Consider the following 20,325-nt stretch of genomic DNA (forward strand, 5'->3'; position numbering starts at 1 on the left):
CCGCTCCTTCTCCTCAGGAATAATTTGCTGAATCGTTTTTTCAACCTTTTGTTGAGGTACCGCTCTCGTCATCCGTGAAGTTCAGCGAGGCGGAGTTGACGCAAAAACGCTCACCCGTCGGCTGTGGTCCATCGGGGAAGACGTGCCCCAGATGAGCATCACAATTTCCGCAACGGATTTCAGTACGTTGCATGCCGTGGGAGTAATCATTGAGGTAACGGATAGCCGTGTCGCTCACCGGCTCGTAAAAACTCGGCCAGCCGCATCCAGAATCAAACTTACTTTGTGAATGAAATAACGGCGCATCGCACACCAGGCAGTGGTAAATCCCATCACGCTTATTGTGCAGCAAACGCCCGGTAAATGGCGGTTCCGTACCGTGTTTCTGGGTGACATAGAACTGCATTTCGCTGAGATTATTTTTTAGTTCTTCTGGGGTGGGTTTATTTACCATTTTGCTCACATCTCACAATGAAAAATACAATTACCAGATGATTCTAACAAAACATTAACAATGAAGTGTGAACTTTTGTTCTAAACTTAATCGGCGTGAAAAGGCCGAGGGTTAATTGTGATATACATCACACTTTCATCTACTGTGCCCTTTAAAAATCCCGGCTCCGCCCTCATGTGGTTTCTAGCTCATAGGAAGAGTGAGGCAGGTCAGTCGTGCAAAGCTTAGGCAGAGGATTGATTTGTCGCAATGATTGACACGATTCCGCTTGACGCTGCCTAAGGTTTTTGTAATTTTACACGCAACCTTTTATTCACTAATAAATAGCTGGTGGAATATATGACTATCAAAGTAGGTATCAACGGTTTTGGCCGTATCGGCCGTATTGTTTTCCGTGCTGCTCAGGAACGTTCTGACATCGAAATCGTTGCAATCAACGATCTGTTAGACGCTGACTACATGGCATACATGCTGAAATATGACTCCACTCACGGCCGTTTCAACGGTACCGTTGAAGTGAAAGACGGTCATCTGGTCGTTAACGGTAAAAAAATCCGTGTTACCGCTGAGCGTGATCCAGCTAACCTGAAGTGGAACGAAGTCGGTGTTGACGTAGTTGCTGAAGCAACTGGTCTGTTCCTGACTGACGAAACTGCTCGTAAGCACATCGCAGCTGGCGCTAAAAAAGTTGTTCTGACTGGTCCTTCCAAAGACAACACCCCTATGTTTGTTAAAGGCGCTAACTTTGACAAATACGAAGGCCAGGACATCGTTTCTAACGCATCCTGCACCACCAACTGCCTGGCACCACTGGCTAAAGTTATCAACGACAACTTCGGTATCGTTGAAGCGCTGATGACCACTGTCCACGCAACCACCGCTACTCAGAAAACCGTTGATGGCCCGTCTCACAAAGACTGGCGCGGCGGCCGCGGCGCATCCCAGAACATCATCCCATCCTCTACCGGTGCTGCTAAAGCAGTAGGTAAAGTACTGCCAGAACTGAATGGCAAACTGACTGGTATGGCGTTCCGCGTTCCTACCCCGAACGTATCCGTTGTTGACCTGACCGTTCGTCTGGAAAAAGCTGCTTCTTACGAAGAAATTAAGAAAGCACTGAAAGCTGCTTCCGAAGGCGCAATGAAAGGCGTTCTGGGTTACACCGAAGACGACGTTGTATCTACCGATTTCAACGGTGAAGTTTGCACTTCCGTATTCGATGCTAAAGCAGGTATCGCACTGAACGACCACTTCGTGAAACTGGTTTCCTGGTACGACAACGAAACTGGCTACTCTCACAAAGTTCTGGACCTGATCGCTCACATCTCCAAATAAGTTGAGATGAGAATCTGATCCAAAAAGGCGACCTCGGTCGCCTTTTTTTATGGCTAAGTATTTTAAACACCAAGGATTGCAGCATGATTAACAAAATTTTCGCTCTTCCGGTTCTTGAACAGCTTACCCCTGTCCTCTCCCGTCGCCAGCTTGATGAGCTGCCGCTCATCGTTGTCGACCACCCAAAAGTAAAAGCCTCCATCGCCTTCCAGGGCGCACATTTGCTCTCCTGGAAACCGGCGGGTGAAGAAGAGGTTCTGTGGCTCAGCAATAATACCCCATTCAAAAACGGCGTGGCGCTGCGCGGCGGCGTACCGATCTGCTGGCCATGGTTTGGCCCGGCAGCACAGCAAGGTTTCCCGGCTCACGGCTTCGCCCGTAACCTGCCGTGGGATCTGAAAGCGCATAACGAAGACGATAACGGCGTAGTGCTGACCTTTGAGCTGAAAAGCAGCGAGGCGACCCGTCAGTACTGGCCACACGAGTTCAGCCTACTGGCTCGCTTCAAACTGGGTAAAACCTGTGAGATGGAACTGGAAGCACACGGCGAATTCGAAACCACTACCGCCCTGCACACCTATTTCAACGTCGGCGATATCCACGCGGTGAAAGTAAGCGGTCTTGGCGATCGTTATATCGATAAAGTGCTGAACGCTGAAATCGGCCAACTCAGCGATGGCGTACAGACCTTCCCGGATCGTACCGACCGTGTTTACCTGAACCCAGAAGCCTGTAGCGTTATCCACGATAGCGCCTTAAATCGTAAAATTGACGTAGTTCACCATCACCACGTTAACGTCGTGGGCTGGAACCCAGGCCCGGCGCTTTCGGTCAGCATGGCGGATATGCCAGATGACGGTTACAAAACCTTCGTCTGCGTAGAAACCGCCTGCGCCAGCGCGACGCAGAAAGCAACGGAAGAAAAACCAGCACGTCTGAGTCAAACAATCCGCGTTGTAAAACGCTAATCCCTTCTTGCTGTCCTCGCTGGGCAATACTCCTTTGCCCAGCCTTTTCCCTTTAGCCTCCATCAAAATCATTCAATTATTCATAATAAGTTACCGGTAACATTACTTGGATCAACTTTTACCCAGAAACAAATCCGCAGAACAAACCACAGTAGTAATATTAAAAGACTAGATATAAGCACCAACTAAAAACAAATAATCAAAACCTTTCACCATACATAATTACCTCTACACCCCTCATACACTGCGTGGGTTTGCGGCCCTGCACAACTCAAATGCCGCACTTCCACGGTTGTTATCTGTTAGTACCCGTAAATTGTAGAGGACCAGTATGTCTGTTTTTCACACCCCCCTTTCCAGCGTAATACGCTTGCGCTCACTATTGGCCTGGCGCTTTGCGCCCCATTACCTTATGCCGCGCATGCTGCAGACGGTGCGGACGGCAGTGCAGCAACCTCTGATGCCAGCGCACAAGGTGGTCACGGCGGCGATATGGATCTCACCACCGGTGCTGGCGGCAACGGGGGCGCTGGAGGGAGCGGTGGTCGTGGACAGGCTAGTAGCGACGGCGAAAGCGGTAATGCAGGCAGTGCCAGTACGCCAGAAGATCACCCTGGGGTCGGTGGAAGTCATCAGGAACCCGATAGTAATGCTAACAATGGCTCCGGTGCTGCCGGCGGCGGCGGCGGTGGTGGTTCTGCTGGCATTGTGTTAGACGGTACCGGTCAAACGAATAACACCGGAGCCATTGTTGGCGGCAACGGCGGTCACGGCGGCAACGGGGGTTCAAATACGACCGATGTCACCGACGCCGGGAACGGTGGCGATGGCGGCGAAGGCGGTAATGGTGGCAGCGGCGTGCTGCTGACTTCCAGCGGCAGCTATGCGAACAGTGGCACCATTGATGGCGGTGCGGGTGGCAACGGTGGCAACACCGGTAGCGCCAGCGCCAACGCGCAAACCGATAACGGAACCACCATTCATGCAGGCAGCGGTGGCGCAGGCGGTAAAGGCGGCGACGGCGTGACGGCCACTCAGGGCGGTAACGTCACCAATACCGGTACGATTACCGGCGGTCATGGAGCCACGGGCGGCCTGGCGGCCGATGCAAATAGCACCCAAAACACCACTGTGACTGGCGTCGGTGGGACCGGCGGTAAAGCGGCCGACGGCGGGAACGGCGTCTGGTTAAGCGACACCAGTACCATTACCAACAGCAATAAAATTATTGGCGGTGCCGGCGGTGATGGCGGTAACGGCGGCGCGGTCAACTCTGGACAAGGTACCGGCGTCGTCGGCGATGGGGCAGCCGGCGGCAACGGCGGCAGCGGGATAACGGTAGTCGGCAGCGGTACCGTCACCAATGAGGTAAGCGGCAGCATCGTCGGCGGTAATGCCGGAACCGGCGGTGGCGGTAACTCCACCAGCAGCGGCCTCAATCTGAGCGGCGGTAACGGCGGCGATGGCGGTAATGGCGGTACCGGTATTTTGCTGCAAAACGGTGGGAACGTTTCCAATGCTGGCTCCGTCATCGGCGGTTCGGGAAATCGTGGCGGCGGTAGCGGGAGTCTCACCACTTCGCGCGGCGGTGATTCAGGCACTGGCGGCACAGGGATCGATATCAACCAGCAAGGCAGCGTCACCAACGAGTCAACCGGTAAGGTCCAGGGCGGTAAAGGCGGCGATGACTCTGCGGGCGGCGGTGGCGTCGGGGGCGTCGGGGGTACGGCAGTCAATATCACCGGTGCAGGCAGCGTAGAAAACCACGGCGAGTTTATCGGCGGCGACGGGGGTGCGGGGGCCAATGCCAACGGTACCGATGCCAACGGAGGCACCGGCGCACAAGGCGGTAGCGGGCTGGCCATCAACGGCTCAGGTACCGTTGTTAACTCCTCCGGTGCTTCGATTCGCGGTGGCATGGGCGGCACAGGTGGCGGTGGCAGCCAGGGCGATGGCGGCGTGGGCGGTAAAGGCGGGAACGGTGTTCTGATTGGTTCTGGCGGCACGGTTGTCAACGACGGTGACATCCTTGGCGGCACCGGGAATCGCGGCGGTGGCGGCGGTAAATCCGATGGCGGGGCCGGCGGGGATGGTGTGCATATTACGACCGGCGGCGGTACGCTCAACAACACCGGCACTATTTCCGGCGGCAGCGGCGGTAGCGCGGGTACCGCAACGGGTGACGCGGGAACCGGTGGCGTCGGCGTTTACGGCAGCGATATGACCATCATCAATAGCGGGACATTACAGGGCGGGCTGAATCAGGATGGGACGACTCGCTCGCAGGCGGTTATGTTTGTCTCTGGTACCAATTCCCTGGAGCTGCAAGCGGGATACCAGGTTTTGGGAGATGTTGTCGCCGGTAATGGCGACGATACGCTGATCCTGGGCGGTGAGAAAAATGCCGTCTTTGATGCAGCAACGATTGGCGACAGCGCCCAGTATCAAGGGTTTGATCATTTCAGCAAAACCGGCAATAGAACCTGGCTTTTGCAGAACGCCACCGACGCCGTCACGCCGTGGACAATTTACGCGGGAATATTGCAGGTCGCCGAAGATGCCAGCCTTGGCAATGCCAGCAGTACGCTAACCTTTGACGGCGGTACGCTACAGATGGTCGGCGATTTCAATTTCGACAGCTCACGTCCGATTGTTATCGATACCGCCGGCGGTACGCTGGATACGCAGGGCTATAACACCACCATTGCGCAGGGGATCACCGGCAGCGGCGACTTCACTAAACTGGGAAGCGGTGCATTAACCTTATCCGGTGACAGTACCTTTAGCGGTGAAACCACCCTTGCGCAGGGCAGTATCGACGTTACCGGGTCGTTGGCGGGTGACGTCACGGCGCGTTCAGGGACCGCTCTTTCCGGTACCGGTAGCGTTGGCAGCACCACCCTTGATGAAGGCAGCACGCTGACCGTGGGTTCTACGACTCAGGATGACACCACGCTTGCCACCTTTACCATCAACGGCTCATTGGACAATAGCGGTACGGTTAATCTCTCGCGCAGCCAGCTGCAAGCAGGTAATCAGCTGAAGGTGAATGGCGATTATAAGGGCGGCAGCGACAGCCAGATGAATCTCAGCACCGTGCTGGGAGATGACAATTCGCAAACCGACCACGTCAGTATCCAGGGCAGTACATCAGGCACCACATGGGTCAGTTTCAACAATGTAGGCGGTCTGGGCGCACAGACCAATCGTGGTATTGAGGTTATTAGCGTGGATGGTACCTCCTCCGCCGACGCCTTTAAGCAATCGGGGCGAGCCGTCGCCGGAGCCTGGGATTACAGTCTGGTGCAAAAAGGCCAGAACTGGTATCTGACATCGATGAATACCAACCCTGTCACCCCAATTCCACAGTATCGTCCGGAAGCGGGCAGCTATTTAAGCAACCTGGCGGCGGCGAATTCGCTGTTTACCCTCACGCTCGACGATCGCGAAGGCGCCACCGAATACAGTATTCAGGATACTCACCGCCCTGCCCTTGCTGGCACATTCTGGCTGCGTCAGGAAGGCGGCCAAAACCGCTTCCGGGCGGCAAATGGCCAGATGCGCACCCAGGCTAATCGCTACGTTGCGCAGATGGGTAATGAGTTTTTCCACGGTAGCCGCAACGGTGAAGATCGCTGGGGTACCGGGCTGATGGCCGGCTACGGCAACGTCAAAGGTAATACCGCCTCATCGCTCACCGGATATCGTTCCCGTAACAGTATGGACGGCTATAGCGTGGGTGCCTACGGAACCTGGTATCAGAACGCGCTCAGCCGCGAGGGCGCTTATATCGATAGCTGGGTCAACTACAACTGGTTCAAGAATCAGGTAAATGGCGAGGATTTGGCCAGCGAACATTACCGCAGCCGTGGCTTCACGGCTTCTATTGAAACGGGATACAACCTGCTAATGCGCGAAAGAGAGCGGCAGGCCATCTATCTCGAGCCGCAGGCGCAGCTCACCTGGATGGGCGTCAAAAGTCCGAGTCATACGGAAGTTAACGGCACTCAGGTTCAGGATAACGGCCACGGTAATCTGCAATCTCGCCTTGGGGTACGCCTGTACCTGCGCGGCCATCGTGCAGAGGATGAGGGTAAAAACCGTGAGTTTAAACCTTATGTTGAGGCCGACTGGTTGCACAACACCCACGCGGCTGAAATTCGGATGAACGATACCCTTATTAGTCAGGATGGTGCGCAGAACGTGGCTCAGCTGAAACTCGGCGTTCAGGGGCAACTCTCCCCGGCGCTAAATCTGTGGAGTGGGACGGCGCTGCAGGTCGGTAACGATGGCTACAGTGATGTATCGGCAATGGTGGGGATGAAGTACGCGTTTTAAGAGATAGCATCATAACGGTGCAGCGCACCGTTATGATGCCCGTCTGCAGTGCAACGACAAGCGCCTTATCGTGCTGGCACTTTGACACTGAAATCAGACGATTTTTAGAAGGTGTAGGTCACGCCGGTCGCCAGCAGTCCCGTCCAGCTTTTGTCAATCATTGGGCTGTCGGTTACCTCATCAGAGAGGTGGGTGTAACGCGCGGTACCGTAAACGCTCCAGTTACCGGCAAAGCGGTAGTTGGCGCTCATTTCCAGGTACGGGTTCCAGCTGCTGTTTGGATCGTAGCGACGAAGACCGCTACGCGCCGACTCATGACCGGAAACACCGTAATAGTACTGGTTCTGGTTTTCACTGTTCCACTGCAGACCAATGCCCGGCGATAAGGTCAAGCCGCCGTTGGTGTAGCGATAAACCCAGGCCGTATCCCAGACCATACCGTTGCTTTTATCCAGCGTATCGCCAGCAAGCGTAGTGCGCAGAGAACCGTATTGGGTATGGTGGAACCAGGAAACCCCGGCCATCATCGTTGACTGGCGACGATCCAGTTTACGCAGCTGGCTGTTGTCGCTATCGCCCGGTTTGAAGAACATTGGAGACCAGTACGCGGTCAAAGAGAGCTGGTCAGTACCATCATTCCACAGGTAATAACCGCCGCCTAAACCACGGAACCAGAAGTGATCCCCTTCGTAGTTAATAACCGGTACAGGGTAAACGTCGTGGTCATACTGTTTGTATGGATGTTCAACAATCCCCACGCCTGCACCCAACGTGAGCTTGTTTTCCGCCTGAGCAGCAGTTGCAGAGGTGGCTATCAGTATCCCTAGAGCAAGAAGTTTGATTCGATTCACAATCCGTAATTCCTTTTTATTCAGCCTATCAGCGGCGGAAGTTTACATCCCAGTGTGCGTTACCACAAATTTTTTACTCCCGAAGGCAAAATATAACTTGCAATTATCTCATCTGCTTATGACGACCTACTTGCAAATTCGTGACGGATATATGAAAGCACAAAAAAGATTAAAAGATTTAATGGCGTGTTTATTGATGAGTTATTGATATGTCATTGAAATTCGTTTTTATCGCCATGCAAGTTTTGCAAATGCCATCTACGCTTATTTTTAGAAGGTGTCATCGCCACGTACGTTCGCGTTAATTGCTCCGTCAACCTGGCACACGGGTTGCTGGATGATGCAGTGAGCGCCGTTCGGCTTACCCCTTCCGGGAGCCCACACTATTCATACCAATGGCTCTTAACCTGTGCTAAAAAAATGAAAGGACGGCATGCCATGAATATATTCGATCACTATCGCCAGCGCTATGAAGCTGCCAAGGACGAAGAGTTCACACTGCAGGAGTTTCTCGCTGTATGTAAGCAAGATCGCAGTGCCTATGCTAACGCGGCAGAACGGCTATTAGCAGCTATTGGTGAGCCCGTAATGGTTGATACGGCTCAGGAACCGCGGCTTTCCCGTCTCTTTTCGAACCGAGTCATCGGGCGCTATCCGGCGTTCGAAGAGTTCTATGGCATGGAAGAGGCCATTGAGCAGATTGTCTCCTACCTGAAACACGCCGCCCAGGGGCTCGAAGAGAAGAAACAGATCCTCTATTTACTGGGGCCCGTTGGCGGTGGTAAATCCTCGCTGGCTGAGCGCCTGAAATCACTGATGCAGCGCGTGCCTATTTATGTGCTTAGCGCCAATGGCGAGCGCAGCCCGGTCAACGACCATCCGCTGTGTCTGTTTAATCCACAGGAAGACGCGCAGATTCTGGATAAAGAGTACGGCATCCCGACGCGCTATCTCGGCACCATTATGTCGCCGTGGGCCGCCAAGCGCCTGCAGGATTTTGGCGGTGACATTACCAAGTTCCGGGTGGTGAAAGTGTGGCCGTCTATTCTGCAACAGATTGCGATTGCCAAAACCGAGCCGGGCGACGAGAACAACCAGGATATTTCCGCGCTGGTTGGTAAGGTCGATATCCGTAAACTGGAGCACTACGCGCAAAACGACCCGGATGCCTACGGCTATTCCGGCGCACTGTGCCGCGCAAACCAGGGGATTATGGAATTCGTCGAAATGTTTAAAGCGCCTATCAAGGTGCTGCATCCATTGCTGACCGCCACGCAGGAAGGTAACTACAACGGCACCGAGGGGATCTCCGCCCTGCCGTTTAACGGTATTATCCTGGCGCACTCCAACGAATCTGAGTGGGTGACTTTCCGCAACAACAAAAATAACGAGGCGTTCCTTGACCGCGTTTATATCGTCAAAGTGCCTTACTGCCTGCGGATCTCCGAAGAGATCAAGATTTACGAAAAACTGCTTAATAACAGTGAGCTGACCCATGCGCCATGTGCGCCGGGAACCCTCGAAACGCTGTCTCGCTTCTCTATTCTGTCGCGTTTGAAAGAGCCGGAAAACTCCAGCATCTACTCAAAAATGCGCGTCTACGATGGCGAGAGCCTGAAAGACACCGACCCGAAAGCCAAGTCGTATCAGGAGTATCGTGACTATGCGGGGGTTGATGAAGGTATGAACGGTCTTTCTACCCGTTTCGCCTTTAAGATCCTCTCCAGAGTCTTTAACTTCGATCACGCGGAAGTGGCGGCGAACCCGGTACATCTGTTCTACGTACTGGAACAGCAGATTGAGCGCGAACAGTTCCCGCAAGAACAGTCAGAGCGTTACCTTGAGTTCTTAAAAGGCTATCTGATCCCGAAATACGCCGAGTTTATTGGCAAAGAGATCCAGACCGCCTATCTGGAGTCTTACTCCGAGTACGGTCAGAATATTTTCGACCGCTACGTCACCTATGCGGATTTCTGGATTCAGGATCAAGAGTATCGTGACCCGGATACCGGACAGCTGTTCGACCGTGAATCGCTGAATGCCGAACTGGAAAAAATCGAGAAGCCTGCCGGGATCAGTAACCCGAAAGACTTCCGCAACGAGATTGTCAATTTTGTGCTGCGCGCCCGTGCCCACAACAATGGCCGCAACCCGAACTGGACAAGCTACGAGAAGCTGCGCACGGTTATTGAGAAGAAAATGTTCTCGAATACCGAAGAGCTGCTGCCGGTGATTTCGTTTAACGCGAAAACCTCAACCGATGAGCAGAAAAAGCATGACGACTTCGTCGATCGGATGATGGAAAAAGGCTATACCCGTAAACAGGTTCGCCTGTTATGTGAATGGTATCTGCGCGTACGTAAATCATCATAACAGCCAAAAATGGCCCGGAAGCAACGGTGTTGCTGACCGGGCCCAGGCACGGCGATACACGCATTGTTCGCGCACAATGAAGGCGGAAAGTCCGCCACGATAACGTGAAGAATGATGTGTATGAGTTGGCAAAGCAGTTCAGGAGGGGCTTATGACCTGGTTCATTGACCGGCGTCTGAACGGCAAAAACAAAAGCGCGGTTAACCGCCAGCGCTTCTTGCGCCGTTATAAAGCGCAAATTAAGCAGTCGATCTCCGAAGCCATCAATAAACGTTCGGTAACTGACGTCGACAGCGGTGAGTCCGTTTCTATTTCGACGGATGATATCAGCGAGCCGATGTTCCATCAGGGACGCGGCGGATTACGCCACCGGGTACATCCCGGGAATGACCATTTTGTCCAGAATGACCGTATCGAACGTCCTCAAGGCGGTGGAGGTGGCGGCGGTAGCGGCCAAGGACAAGCCAGCGCCGACGGTGAAGGCCAGGACGAATTCGTGTTCCAGATATCGAAAGATGAATATCTGGATCTGTTGTTTGAAGACCTGGCGCTGCCCAATCTCAAACGCAACCAGCAGCGTCAACTGACCGAGTATAAAACCCACCGTTCCGGTTATACCGCCAACGGTGTACCCGCTAATATTAGCGTGGTGCGTTCACTGCAAAACTCCCTTGCCCGCCGTACGGCGATGACGGCAGGCAAGCGCCGTGAACTGCATGCGCTGGAAGAGACGCTTGATGAAGTCGCCAAAAGCGAACCCGCGCAGCTACTCGAAGAGGAGCGCTTGCGTAAAGAGATAGCCGAGCTGCGGGCTAAAATCGACCGCGTGCCGTTTATCGATACCTTTGACCTGCGTTACCGAAACTATGAAAAACGTCCGGAACCTTCCAGCCAGGCGGTAATGTTCTGCCTGATGGACGTCTCCGGTTCAATGGATCAGTCGACCAAAGACATGGCCAAACGCTTTTATATTCTGCTCTATCTGTTCCTGAGCCGAACCTATAAAAACGTCGAAGTGGTCTATATTCGCCACCATACTCAGGCCAAAGAGGTCGATGAACACGAGTTCTTCTATTCACAGGAGACCGGCGGCACGATTGTTTCCAGCGCACTGAAGTTGATGGATGAAGTGGTGAAGGAGCGCTACGACCCCATGCAATGGAATATTTATGCGGCACAGGCTTCCGATGGCGATAACTGGGCCGATGACTCGCCGCTGTGTCATGAAATTCTGGCGAAAAAAATATTGCCGGTGGTGCGTTACTACAGCTATATCGAGATCACCCGTCGGGCGCATCAGACTCTATGGCGCGAGTACGAACATCTGCAGCAAACGTTTGATAACTTTGCGATTCAACATATTCGCGATCAAGAAGATATCTACCCGGTATTCCGCGAACTTTTCCACAAACAGGGTGCCGACAAATAACCCTCCCCAGGCTGTCTCTTCGGAGACAGCTTTATCGCCATTGTTTGCAAAACATTTCTACCGCTAATGTATGACTAGTGATAGCGCCCACCGCATGATAAAATTTCGGCTGCCACGGAAGAATAAATAATTTCATCATGAAACTGCAGAACAAAATACTACGCTTCGTCATCTCAGGTGGCGTAGTGATACTCACCTCTTCATTCCTGATCTATGAATTGATCGCCACGCATCGGGATATGTCTGATTATATGCGATATATCATAGACAAGGGAGAATCGGCCTTTCTCTATGATAAATATCAGAATCAGCTGATTATATCGCAGTTCACCAGAAAGATGGATGAACGCCCTACCGCTGAAGCGGCAGCGCGCGCTTGTGCCAGCGTGCAGCATCGCGGCAAGGTCAGCGGTCTGAACATTGATGGCCACACCTACACGCCGTTACATGGTTCCCTCACCTCCGGGAAAACACCGTGTTCACAATGGGTGAATGACCTTCCCGCTTTAGAAGCTTTTGACCAGGCCATTGCCAATAATACCGTCTGGAAACCAACGCTGCCTAACGAGCCAAAGCCAAATAAACATTTTCGTTATTATATTGACTTAATGAATCAATATATTTATTTCAATTCTCCGGTGGTTATTACCGATCCCACTCTAACCAGCTGGAATTTTATCTACGGCAAACGCCTCGGAATTTCCCCCGCTAGCCTGGAAAATTTATTTCTTGGCCGAACGGTCGTTTCCAGTATCTATGTGGATACCTTTACCCGTAAGAATATCTTAACTTTCCTGACGCCGGTTTATCAGCATGAACAACTGAAAGGCATCGTCATGGTTGACCTCTCTCGTCAGGATATGCGCGATATTTTTTATACCCACGATCGCCCGCTGGTCTGGCGCTATCTGGACATCATGTTCACAGATTCGGATACCAACGCACACATCAGGGTGCATCGCAGCGCGGCGCACCTGTTGAACTACGTTCAGTACACGCGTCCGCTGGCAGAAAACATGAGCGTGACTCTGTCGCTTGATGTGACCTATTTTCTGCTGAGTTCGTGGAAACTGTTCTTGTTCTACCTGGTGACCACCCTCGCCTTACTGCATCTGGTACGCACCCATTTCCGGCTTTATCGTACGGTGAGCAAAGAGAACATCAGCGATGCGCTAACCGGGCTGTACAACCGTAAAATTCTTTCGCAGGTGCAAAGCATGCGCCTGCAGCGCCTGACCGAACAGGGTGCCGGTATCGTGGTTATCGCGTTGGATTGCGACAAGCTCAAACAGATCAACGACACCTGGGGTCACGATGAAGGCGACCGCGCTATTATCATGCTGGCGCAGGCGATTTCGGCTTCCATTCGTAAAAGTGACTACGGTGTCCGTCTTGGTGGCGATGAATTCTGTATCATTCTGGTGGACTACGAAGAGACAGAGGCCCGGATTATCCCGCAACGCATCAAGGAACAGCTAGCGCTTATCGACCATGATAAACGCGTTAGCTTCTCGTGGGGTATGTACAAGATGTGCGCTGGCGATAGCCTCGATGAAGCAATGAAGATTGCCGATGAGCGCCTCTATCTGGACAAAAAAAGCGACACGTAGTCGAATAACCCGTTACTACTTACTGGAGCAAAATATGATCACCCCGGTATCGCCGAATATTCACCAGCAGCTTCTCGCGCTACTTGATGAACAGCACGCCCGCTATCGTGTGATGACCCATGAGGCCGTCGGTAAATGTGAAGCTGTTTCTGCGATCCGCGGCACCGCGCTGGGTCAGGGTGCCAAAGCATTGGTGTGTAAAGTCAAAGGCAATGGCGTAAACCAGCACGTGCTGGCTATCCTGCCCGCCGACCAGCAGGCTAATCTTGCCCAACTGGCACAGCATATTGGGGGACTAAAAGCCTCGCTGGCAAGCCCGGCGGAAGTCGATGCACTCACCGGCTGCGTGTTTGGTGCCATCCCGCCGTTTAGTTTCCACAGTGCGCTCCGGTTAGTCGCCGACCCGTTGCTGTTTGACCGTTTTGCCGAAATTGCCTTCAACGCCGGTAGCCTTGAGACATCGGTGATTCTTAACACTGAGGACTATCTGCGCATCGCTCAACCGGAACTGGTTGCATTTCATCGTCAGGCCTAAGCGTCTGGAGACGATTAAGCTATTTATTCGCCACGGACGCCCATTAATCACCCTGTTAGCGAAATAATCAGGCAAATGCCTGAAATCCTCTGCAAAAATTGAAAAAGACCTGCTTAGTTTCGCGCAGTTGCGTACAGTAAAGGGGATTACGCAAGCCTGCGTCCGACAGGTAAAACCGCCTGGCGACTCGCAACCGTACAATGCGTAGCAGCGTCTTTTTTTGATTTTCGCAAGGATTACCTCTGTATGCTCGATACCACCCTGATTATCCTTCTGGGCCTGGCGGCGCTCGGCTTTGTCAGCCATAACACCACCGTTGCCGTCTCTATTCTGGTTTTAATTATTATCCGCGTCACCCCGCTCAGCGTGTTTTTTCCATGGGTGGAAAAACAGGGGCTGAGCATCGGTATCATCATTCTGACCATCAGCGTAATGGCCCCCATTGCCAGCGGCGCGCTACCTGCCAGCACATTGCTGCACTCGTTCGCGAACTGGAAATCATTGGTGGCGATCGCCGTTGGGGTGTTTGTTTCGTGGCTTGGCGGGCGCGGTGTAACCCTGATGGGCAGTCAGCCGCATCTGGTTGCCGGTCTGTTGATAGGCACGGTACTCGGCGTCGCGCTATTTCGCGGCGTACCGGTGGGGCCATTGATCGCCGCAGGACTGGTGTCGCTGCTTATTGGGAAGTCGTAGTCAGCTCCGCCAGATACCGCCCCGGCGTTTGCCCCAGCCCTTTGCGGAACATGGTAATAAACGCGGTGGTGGAATCGTAGCCCAGCGACAGCGCAACCTGCTGAACGTTAAGCCCGCGTACCAGCATTTGCAGCGCGAGAATCAGCTGTAACTGATGCCGCCAGCGGCGAAAATTCAGCCCGGTCTCTTTCACCACTAGCCGGGCCAGGTTGCGCTCACTCATCGCAAAACGGCTAGCCCACTGACTCAGCGTTTGCCACTGCGCGGGTTCGGCCTCCATCATTTCCACCATCTGGCGAATTTTGGGATGAGTCGAAACAGGGAGCTGTAGCTGCTGCTCCGGCTGCTGTGGAAGCTCATCAAACAGCACCTGAATGAGACGCTGGGACGCCGGGGTCTGGCGTGTCGCCTCATCGCGCTGGGCAAGTTCCAGAATCAGCTCACGCACCAGCGGTGAGATTTTCAACGTGCAGCAATGCGCGGGCATTTTCGCGGCACCGGGCTCAATAAACAAAAAGCACAGTTTCGCCTGCGGCGTGGCACGGTTACTGTGCGGCACCCCGCCAGGGACCCACACCGCAAACTGCGGCGGCACCATCCATAACGCATGTTCCACCTCGCAGGTGATGGCGCCATGCAGGGCGAGGATCAGTTGCCCCTTCCGGTGCTGATGCTCGGGAATATACTGTTCTCCTTCCACCACCTGAATTCCAAAAGCAACGGCGGCATCCCGATGACTATCCGGGTGATAGCCGTCTAAACCAAGTCCCAGCATGTTTTTGTCCGAATTTAGCGATAATCTGTCATTTTAGCTTGATTTCAACAAAGGCTAAACCCGGTATTGTAGCCCTCCCATTTTTCTGTTGAGAAGATTATGTCTCGAACGCTTCCTTCTTCCAGCCAACGCTGGTTGCTGATTGTTGGTATTTTACTGATTGCCGCGACGCTGCGCGTGACGTTTACCGGAGCCGCTCCGCTGCTCGATGCTATTCGCGCCGACTACGGTCTGACGACGGCGCAGACCGGGCTGCTGACCACCCTGCCATTGCTGGCATTTGGCCTTGTCTCTCCTCTGGCGGCCGGGATTGCTCGCCGTTTTGGCATGGAACGTAGCCTGTTTATCGCCATGCTGCTGATTTGCGCCGGTATCGCGGTCCGTTCCCTGCCCTCTGTTTTACTGATGTTCGTGGGTACCGCGGTGATTGGCTGCGGGATTGCGCTGGGCAACGTGCTGCTGCCGGGCTTAATCAAACGCGATTTCGCGACTCAGGTGGCAAAATTTACCGGGGCCTATTCAGTGACGATGGGGGTAGCCGCCGCACTCGGCTCTGCGCTGGTGGTCCCCATCGCGTTGAGCGGTTTTGGCTGGCGCGGCGCGCTGCTGGCGCTGATGGTGTTTCCGCTGCTGGCGCTACTGTTCTGGCTGCCACAGTTGCGGACGACGCAAAGCACCACCATCTCCGGTAGCGGTGCGGCACATAATCGCGGGATCTGGCGCTCAACGCTCGCCTGGCAGGTGACGCTGTTCCTCGGGCTTAATTCGCTGGTCTATTACGTGATTATCGGCTGGCTTCCCGCCATTCTGATTAGCCAGGGTTACAGCGAAGCGCAGGCGGGCTCTCTGCACGGCCTGTTGCAGCTGGCGACGGCGGTCCCTGGTTTTGTCGTTCCGCTGATCCTGCTGCGGTTAAAAGATCAGCGGGGAATTGCCATCCTCTCCGCACTCATGTGCGCCGTCAGTATGCTGGGCTACATTCTCTTACCCGCACAGGCAGTGATCTGGACGGTAGTGTATGGTTTTGGCTCCGGCGCAACGATGATCCTTGGGCTGACCTTTATTGGGTTACGTGCCAGCTCCGCGCACCAGGCCGCTGCGCTCTCCGGCATGGCGCAAACGGTAGGATATTTACTGGCCGCATGTGGTCCGCCGCTGATGGGCAAAATGCATGATGCCAGCGGCTCATGGCATATTTCACTTTTCTGTGTGGCAGCGCTAGCGCTGGTGATGGCGGTATTTGGCGGGTTCGCGGGTCGTAACCGGGAAATTAACGGCGGGTAAGTCTCACTCAGGTAAAACTGATGGCGCGCAGCTATCGCGCCATCAGGCCATCTATCGATTACTGTGCCGCGGCATACAGGAACGCTTGTACCAACGGAGCAGGACGCCCGGCCAGCGCATTGCGCTCATGCTGGAACAGCGTCGCCACAAAGAACGGATGCGTAACCAACTCGACTGCACGGATATCACCGTTATCATCCCAGCCAGTGACTCGCAGCGGCTGCGTTTCAAGCTCAGCGGCAAAGTCAGGGGAAATACCGTAATTACAGTGATAACCCTCTTCAATGCTGTCGCGGCCGTAGGCGCGGGCAATCAGTGTGTTCGCGCGTAGTTCAATGGTGTCCGTTTTTTCCACCAGCGAACAGGTCAGCGGCGCAATCACCATCCGTCCTTCACGGTCAGTTTCAGCATGCGCGGCATCTTCCCAGCCCATCACGTTGCGCGCATATTCCACGATGGCGTGCTGAAAACCACCGCAGGTGCCAAGGAACGGCAGACTGTTTTCACGGGCGTAGCGTACCGCCGTCAATGCCCCTTCCATATTGCGATACGGGCTCGCAGGCACCAGCCAGAGCGCATGATAGTCGGCTAAATCATCGGCACTTTTAATGTCTTCGGTGGCGAGCCAAACATACTCGACGGCAAGATCCAGCACCGCCGCAGCGTCATCAATAGCCAAAGGGATCGCCTGATGTGCAATGACATCGGCATTATAGTCGCCAACCAGGGCAATACGAAGGGAGGGGGTAACAGCAGCGTTTTCCATGAGAGTCCTTATGTGCAGGCATTAATGAACAGCATAAGGAGCCTCAGACTAGCGATCTCCGCGGGCAATAGCAACACCCGGATAGCGAACCCCATCATTCTTTGTGGTATGGTCAAAAAAGGATAAAGGGAGGAAGGATATGATCCAGTGTAAACGCGTTTATGAAGACGCAGCACCTGATGATGGCTACCGCGTTTTGGTTGATAGGCTCTGGCCGCGCGGTATCAAAAAGGAGGACCTTGTCTACGATGAGTGGTGCAAAAATCTGACGCCGTCGGCCGAACTTCGCAAAGCCTACCACGGCGAAGTCATCGACTTTCCGACATTCTGCCAGCACTATCGCGAAGAACTCTCTCACCATCGCGACGACGGGCTGCGTCTGGCGGAAATTGCCGACAAACGCGGGCTGACGCTGATTTACGCCGCTACCAACACGACGCAAAATCACGCCCGCGTACTTGCCGACTGGCTGAAAAATTTATAACCCGCTCGCGACGTCTGAAGACGTCGCGTTATTATCCCACCAGCGCAGCGCGCTCTTGTGCAGGCAGCGCGTCGGGCGTTAACGGCAGCAAATACTCTGCACGAACAAACGCAAAGCCGTGTTGCCCTTCACCGGTGCTGACATCGCCGGTCACTAACCACAGCGCGCGCGGCGCGTCGGCGGCCAGTTCCGTCATCACACCGTTCACCGGGTTCAGACAGCGTTCTCCGGGGTTGATCAGTGCAAACAACTCCACGCTCTTACCAATATTGGCGCGACCAGCAGCGGTACGGGCACCAATGATAATGGCAGTGGTCCCCGGTTTTAGCGAAAACATACGTCTCTCGTTACTCAGATTTATCCTGGGACGTATTTTACTGGAAGCGTCATTGGCTGTCATTTTTTCTGCGGATGATCGCGACGCCACAGCGCCCACTCTTCGAGAGTTTCACCGTTTGGCAACTTGCAGAGGCTGTACTGCCCCTGGGCATTGACCTGCGGAATACTTTCCCCCCCTTTCTGCTGGCAGTAAACCGCAGCAGGATTTGCCATACCCACCAGCGGCGGCTTCGGCGCATCCTGGACGGCTGGTTTAGCACAACCCGCCAGGAGCAGAGGCAACAATAAACACAAACGATACGACATAACCCTTCCTTTTTTCCGCCGGAGTTTAGCTTTAAACTCCATAATTTCTTCATTTTAGCTACACTTTTGCGACGTAGAGTAGCTCTCGTTCTCAACTGACCAGAGAACAGAACATTCCATAATCAATGAGTTATTTTTGCCCCATCTCCCCCGATGGGGCTTTTTTTTAGAGTATAACACAGTGAAATAAAAGGACTTATTTCAATCAATGTCCACACATTGACCACATCCAACAAAAAGCCCCAAATATGCAGGGCTTTTTTGTATCGCGCATCTCTCGAGAAAAATTCAGTTATTCGGTCGCTGATGAGTGGCCAGGTTATTCAACAGTGACGGAGTGGCGATAATGACAACTCATTTAATTCTTATGGGGGGTCATTTGTAAGTTATATTGTAAATCACAGTCGCCGTAACGGAACCCGCCTGGACTGGCTTAGGGCTGGTACGATAATAACGCGCCGTCATGCCTATTTTAACTACACCCTCAGTCGCGTTGCCTACAGGAAATACTTCGTTTAGCTTTACAGGGTTATTATTGACAAGTAGTTGTATTCCGACACCTGAAGCAGTGGAATCGGTAGTTAAAGCAAGAACACCTTGGCCTTGTGCATCTGCATCTTCCGTACCATCAAGCAACAAATTCACAGAGACATTATTATTACATTTAAGCGTGATATCAAAGGGCGTATCTTCTGCTGTTGCCCCCTGATGAGCGAAAGCATTTACATCCGTGGGTTTTATAAGCACTCGGGAAGGGGTACTGGCATCCACATTACAGCTGGGAACAATTACCGTGCCAGTAATATGATAGGTTATCGCCGCATAACCATCGGCGGTGAACGGCGTGATAATGGTATCGATAGTTCCGGGGACCGGAGGCACTCCACCACCATATACACTCAAGGCTCCCCACATGATAATACCTTGGTCGGTTTGCGGATTCCAGCAAGTCGAATAAAAGCAAAATTTATTCCAGGTCGCATTTATAGTCACTGGTGGCGACGCATTATGTAAGCTGGTATACCAGCCATCATTCGCTTGGGTATAAAATTTGAATCCGAGTCCGCTCCACTTTCCATCCGTTAACATCGCTTTTTCAAGGTTAGTTGTACCTGGCACTGGATTAGTAATTTTTCCTACGTAAGTGAAGTAGCCGGTACATGAAAGTGCAGCGTTGGTCTGAACATTACTGGCATTACCGATATTATCTTTATACTCCGTACTGGTACTGTTGTCCGCATCCGCAGGAATACTGATGGCACCTATATCAATGTTCATCACCCCAGTAGTACCTGAACAACTGGCATGAGCGGAGCCAAGGAGAGCTGAAAGCATAACGATGACACTAAGCAGGAAAGTATTGAATATGGGTTTCATACACTCACTTATTATCTGTTATGCTTAACTATAAAGAACAGTGTAATAGCTAGCATTAATTTTCTTTGACCAGGTAGAGCAATAAACAATGATGGTAATATATATCAAATGCCACTACCATTTTGGCGCGGTGTAAAAAAAGACACATTAATAACTTGAAAAAATAAATTAAGTACTTTCTCGAAAGCTAAAGACTGTGATAGCTACGCCCCGGAATGCCATATTTTTAATATCTGTCGTATCCATTTCACCGTATTTTTCTTTCTGTTGTAATAGAGGACTTGAAAAATATCGGGCTAGCGAGACATCACCTTAGGGAAGGTGCGAATAAGCAGGTCATTTCTTCCCAAGCTGACTCGCTGATTAAAATTTCGCGGATCTGGGCCGATTTTTTTCCCGCAAACACAT

Annotated in this window: 17 protein-coding genes; 10 read left to right on the top strand and 7 right to left on the bottom strand. The window is 53.0% G+C overall.

All coding sequences use genetic code 11. From position 1 onward, the window contains the following. Positions 1-40: 40 nt before the first annotated feature. Complete coding sequence (gene msrB, locus ABOC97_RS18340; RefSeq protein ID WP_349600492.1) at positions 41-454, bottom strand: peptide-methionine (R)-S-oxide reductase MsrB; 414 nt, start codon at positions 452-454, stop codon at positions 41-43. 339 nt (positions 455-793) lie between these two features. Here msrB and gapA point away from each other — a divergent pair, with 339 nt between their 5' ends. The 3 genes from gapA to ABOC97_RS18355 all read left to right on the top strand — a co-directional run bounded on the left by gapA (position 794) and on the right by ABOC97_RS18355 (position 7,095). After that, positions 794-1,789: a glyceraldehyde-3-phosphate dehydrogenase gene (gapA, locus tag ABOC97_RS18345; RefSeq protein WP_052281720.1), complete on the top strand. Its 996-nt coding sequence runs from the start codon at positions 794-796 to the stop codon at positions 1,787-1,789. An 83-nt stretch (positions 1,790-1,872) separates the two neighbouring features. Further along, positions 1,873-2,757: a D-hexose-6-phosphate mutarotase gene (locus ABOC97_RS18350; protein ID WP_349600495.1), complete on the top strand. Its 885-nt coding sequence runs from the start codon at positions 1,873-1,875 to the stop codon at positions 2,755-2,757. A gap of 492 nt (positions 2,758-3,249) precedes the next feature. Next, positions 3,250-7,095, top strand: coding sequence for an autotransporter outer membrane beta-barrel domain-containing protein (locus ABOC97_RS18355; RefSeq protein ID WP_349600497.1), 3,846 nt, complete (start codon positions 3,250-3,252; stop codon positions 7,093-7,095). A 104-nt stretch (positions 7,096-7,199) separates the two neighbouring features. Here the strand turns inward: ABOC97_RS18355 and ABOC97_RS18360 are convergent, their stop codons facing one another. Beyond that, the gene (locus ABOC97_RS18360) at positions 7,200-7,946 is read right to left on the bottom strand and encodes a MipA/OmpV family protein (protein WP_349600500.1); all 747 of its coding nucleotides are present in this window, start codon (positions 7,944-7,946) and stop codon (positions 7,200-7,202) included. 438 nt (positions 7,947-8,384) lie between these two features. Between ABOC97_RS18360 and yeaG the strand changes: the two genes are divergently transcribed. The 5 genes from yeaG (at position 8,385) to ABOC97_RS18385 (ending at position 14,586) form a co-directional block, all read left to right on the top strand. Beyond that, positions 8,385-10,319, top strand: a complete 1,935-nt coding sequence (gene yeaG / locus ABOC97_RS18365; RefSeq protein WP_234503456.1) for a protein kinase YeaG — start codon at positions 8,385-8,387, stop codon at positions 10,317-10,319. A 151-nt stretch (positions 10,320-10,470) separates the two neighbouring features. Further along, a complete protein-coding gene (locus ABOC97_RS18370; protein ID WP_349600504.1) occupies positions 10,471-11,748 on the top strand; it encodes a YeaH/YhbH family protein in 1,278 nt (425 codons plus the stop codon). A gap of 137 nt (positions 11,749-11,885) precedes the next feature. After that, on the top strand, positions 11,886-13,358 hold the full coding sequence (gene dgcJ / locus ABOC97_RS18375) for a diguanylate cyclase DgcJ (protein WP_349600507.1): 1,473 nt from the start codon (positions 11,886-11,888) through the stop codon (positions 13,356-13,358). A gap of 34 nt (positions 13,359-13,392) precedes the next feature. Continuing rightward, complete coding sequence (locus ABOC97_RS18380) at positions 13,393-13,893, top strand: YbaK/prolyl-tRNA synthetase associated domain-containing protein (protein WP_349600510.1); 501 nt, start codon at positions 13,393-13,395, stop codon at positions 13,891-13,893. A gap of 246 nt (positions 13,894-14,139) precedes the next feature. Beyond that, entirely contained in the window at positions 14,140-14,586 is a 447-nt protein-coding gene (locus ABOC97_RS18385; protein WP_052281728.1) for a DUF441 domain-containing protein, read from the top strand. On the opposite strand, the gene ABOC97_RS18390 is transcribed toward ABOC97_RS18385, so the two are convergent. Next, positions 14,570-15,361 (bottom strand): AraC family transcriptional regulator, encoded by a 792-nt coding sequence (locus tag ABOC97_RS18390; RefSeq protein WP_349600514.1) that lies wholly within the window; start codon positions 15,359-15,361, stop codon positions 14,570-14,572. The two genes, ABOC97_RS18385 and ABOC97_RS18390, sit on opposite strands and share 17 nt — an antisense overlap. A 99-nt stretch (positions 15,362-15,460) precedes the next feature. Between ABOC97_RS18390 and ABOC97_RS18395 the strand changes: the two genes are divergently transcribed. After that, positions 15,461-16,645 carry a CynX/NimT family MFS transporter gene (locus tag ABOC97_RS18395; RefSeq protein WP_349600517.1) on the top strand — a complete coding sequence of 395 codons (1,185 nt, stop codon included), beginning with the start codon at positions 15,461-15,463 and terminating at the stop codon, positions 16,643-16,645. Between the two features lie 58 nt (positions 16,646-16,703). On the opposite strand, the gene ABOC97_RS18400 is transcribed toward ABOC97_RS18395, so the two are convergent. Further along, complete coding sequence (locus ABOC97_RS18400) at positions 16,704-17,411, bottom strand: CTP synthase C-terminal region-related (seleno)protein (RefSeq protein WP_349600520.1); 708 nt, start codon at positions 17,409-17,411, stop codon at positions 16,704-16,706. Positions 17,412-17,550: 139 nt separating this feature from the next. Here ABOC97_RS18400 and ABOC97_RS18405 point away from each other — a divergent pair, with 139 nt between their 5' ends. Next, positions 17,551-17,895 carry a DUF488 domain-containing protein gene (locus tag ABOC97_RS18405; protein WP_349600523.1) on the top strand — a complete coding sequence of 115 codons (345 nt, stop codon included), beginning with the start codon at positions 17,551-17,553 and terminating at the stop codon, positions 17,893-17,895. 31 nt (positions 17,896-17,926) lie between these two features. Here ABOC97_RS18405 and ABOC97_RS18410 read toward each other — a convergent pair whose 3' ends face one another. The 3 genes from ABOC97_RS18410 to ABOC97_RS18420 all read right to left on the bottom strand — a co-directional run bounded on the left by ABOC97_RS18410 (position 17,927) and on the right by ABOC97_RS18420 (position 19,917). Further along, positions 17,927-18,232 carry a hypothetical protein gene (locus tag ABOC97_RS18410; protein ID WP_234503432.1) on the bottom strand — a complete coding sequence of 102 codons (306 nt, stop codon included), beginning with the start codon at positions 18,230-18,232 and terminating at the stop codon, positions 17,927-17,929. Between the two features lie 59 nt (positions 18,233-18,291). Next, positions 18,292-18,540 (bottom strand): putative hemolysin, encoded by a 249-nt coding sequence (locus ABOC97_RS18415; protein WP_349600526.1) that lies wholly within the window; start codon positions 18,538-18,540, stop codon positions 18,292-18,294. A gap of 375 nt (positions 18,541-18,915) precedes the next feature. After that, a complete protein-coding gene (locus ABOC97_RS18420; RefSeq protein WP_349600529.1) occupies positions 18,916-19,917 on the bottom strand; it encodes a fimbrial protein in 1,002 nt (333 codons plus the stop codon). Between the last annotated feature and the right edge of the window lie 408 nt (positions 19,918-20,325).

This window comes from Kluyvera huaxiensis, from assembly GCF_040149365.1.
In the GTDB taxonomy this organism is placed as follows: Bacteria; Pseudomonadota; Gammaproteobacteria; order Enterobacterales; family Enterobacteriaceae; genus Kluyvera; species Kluyvera intermedia_A.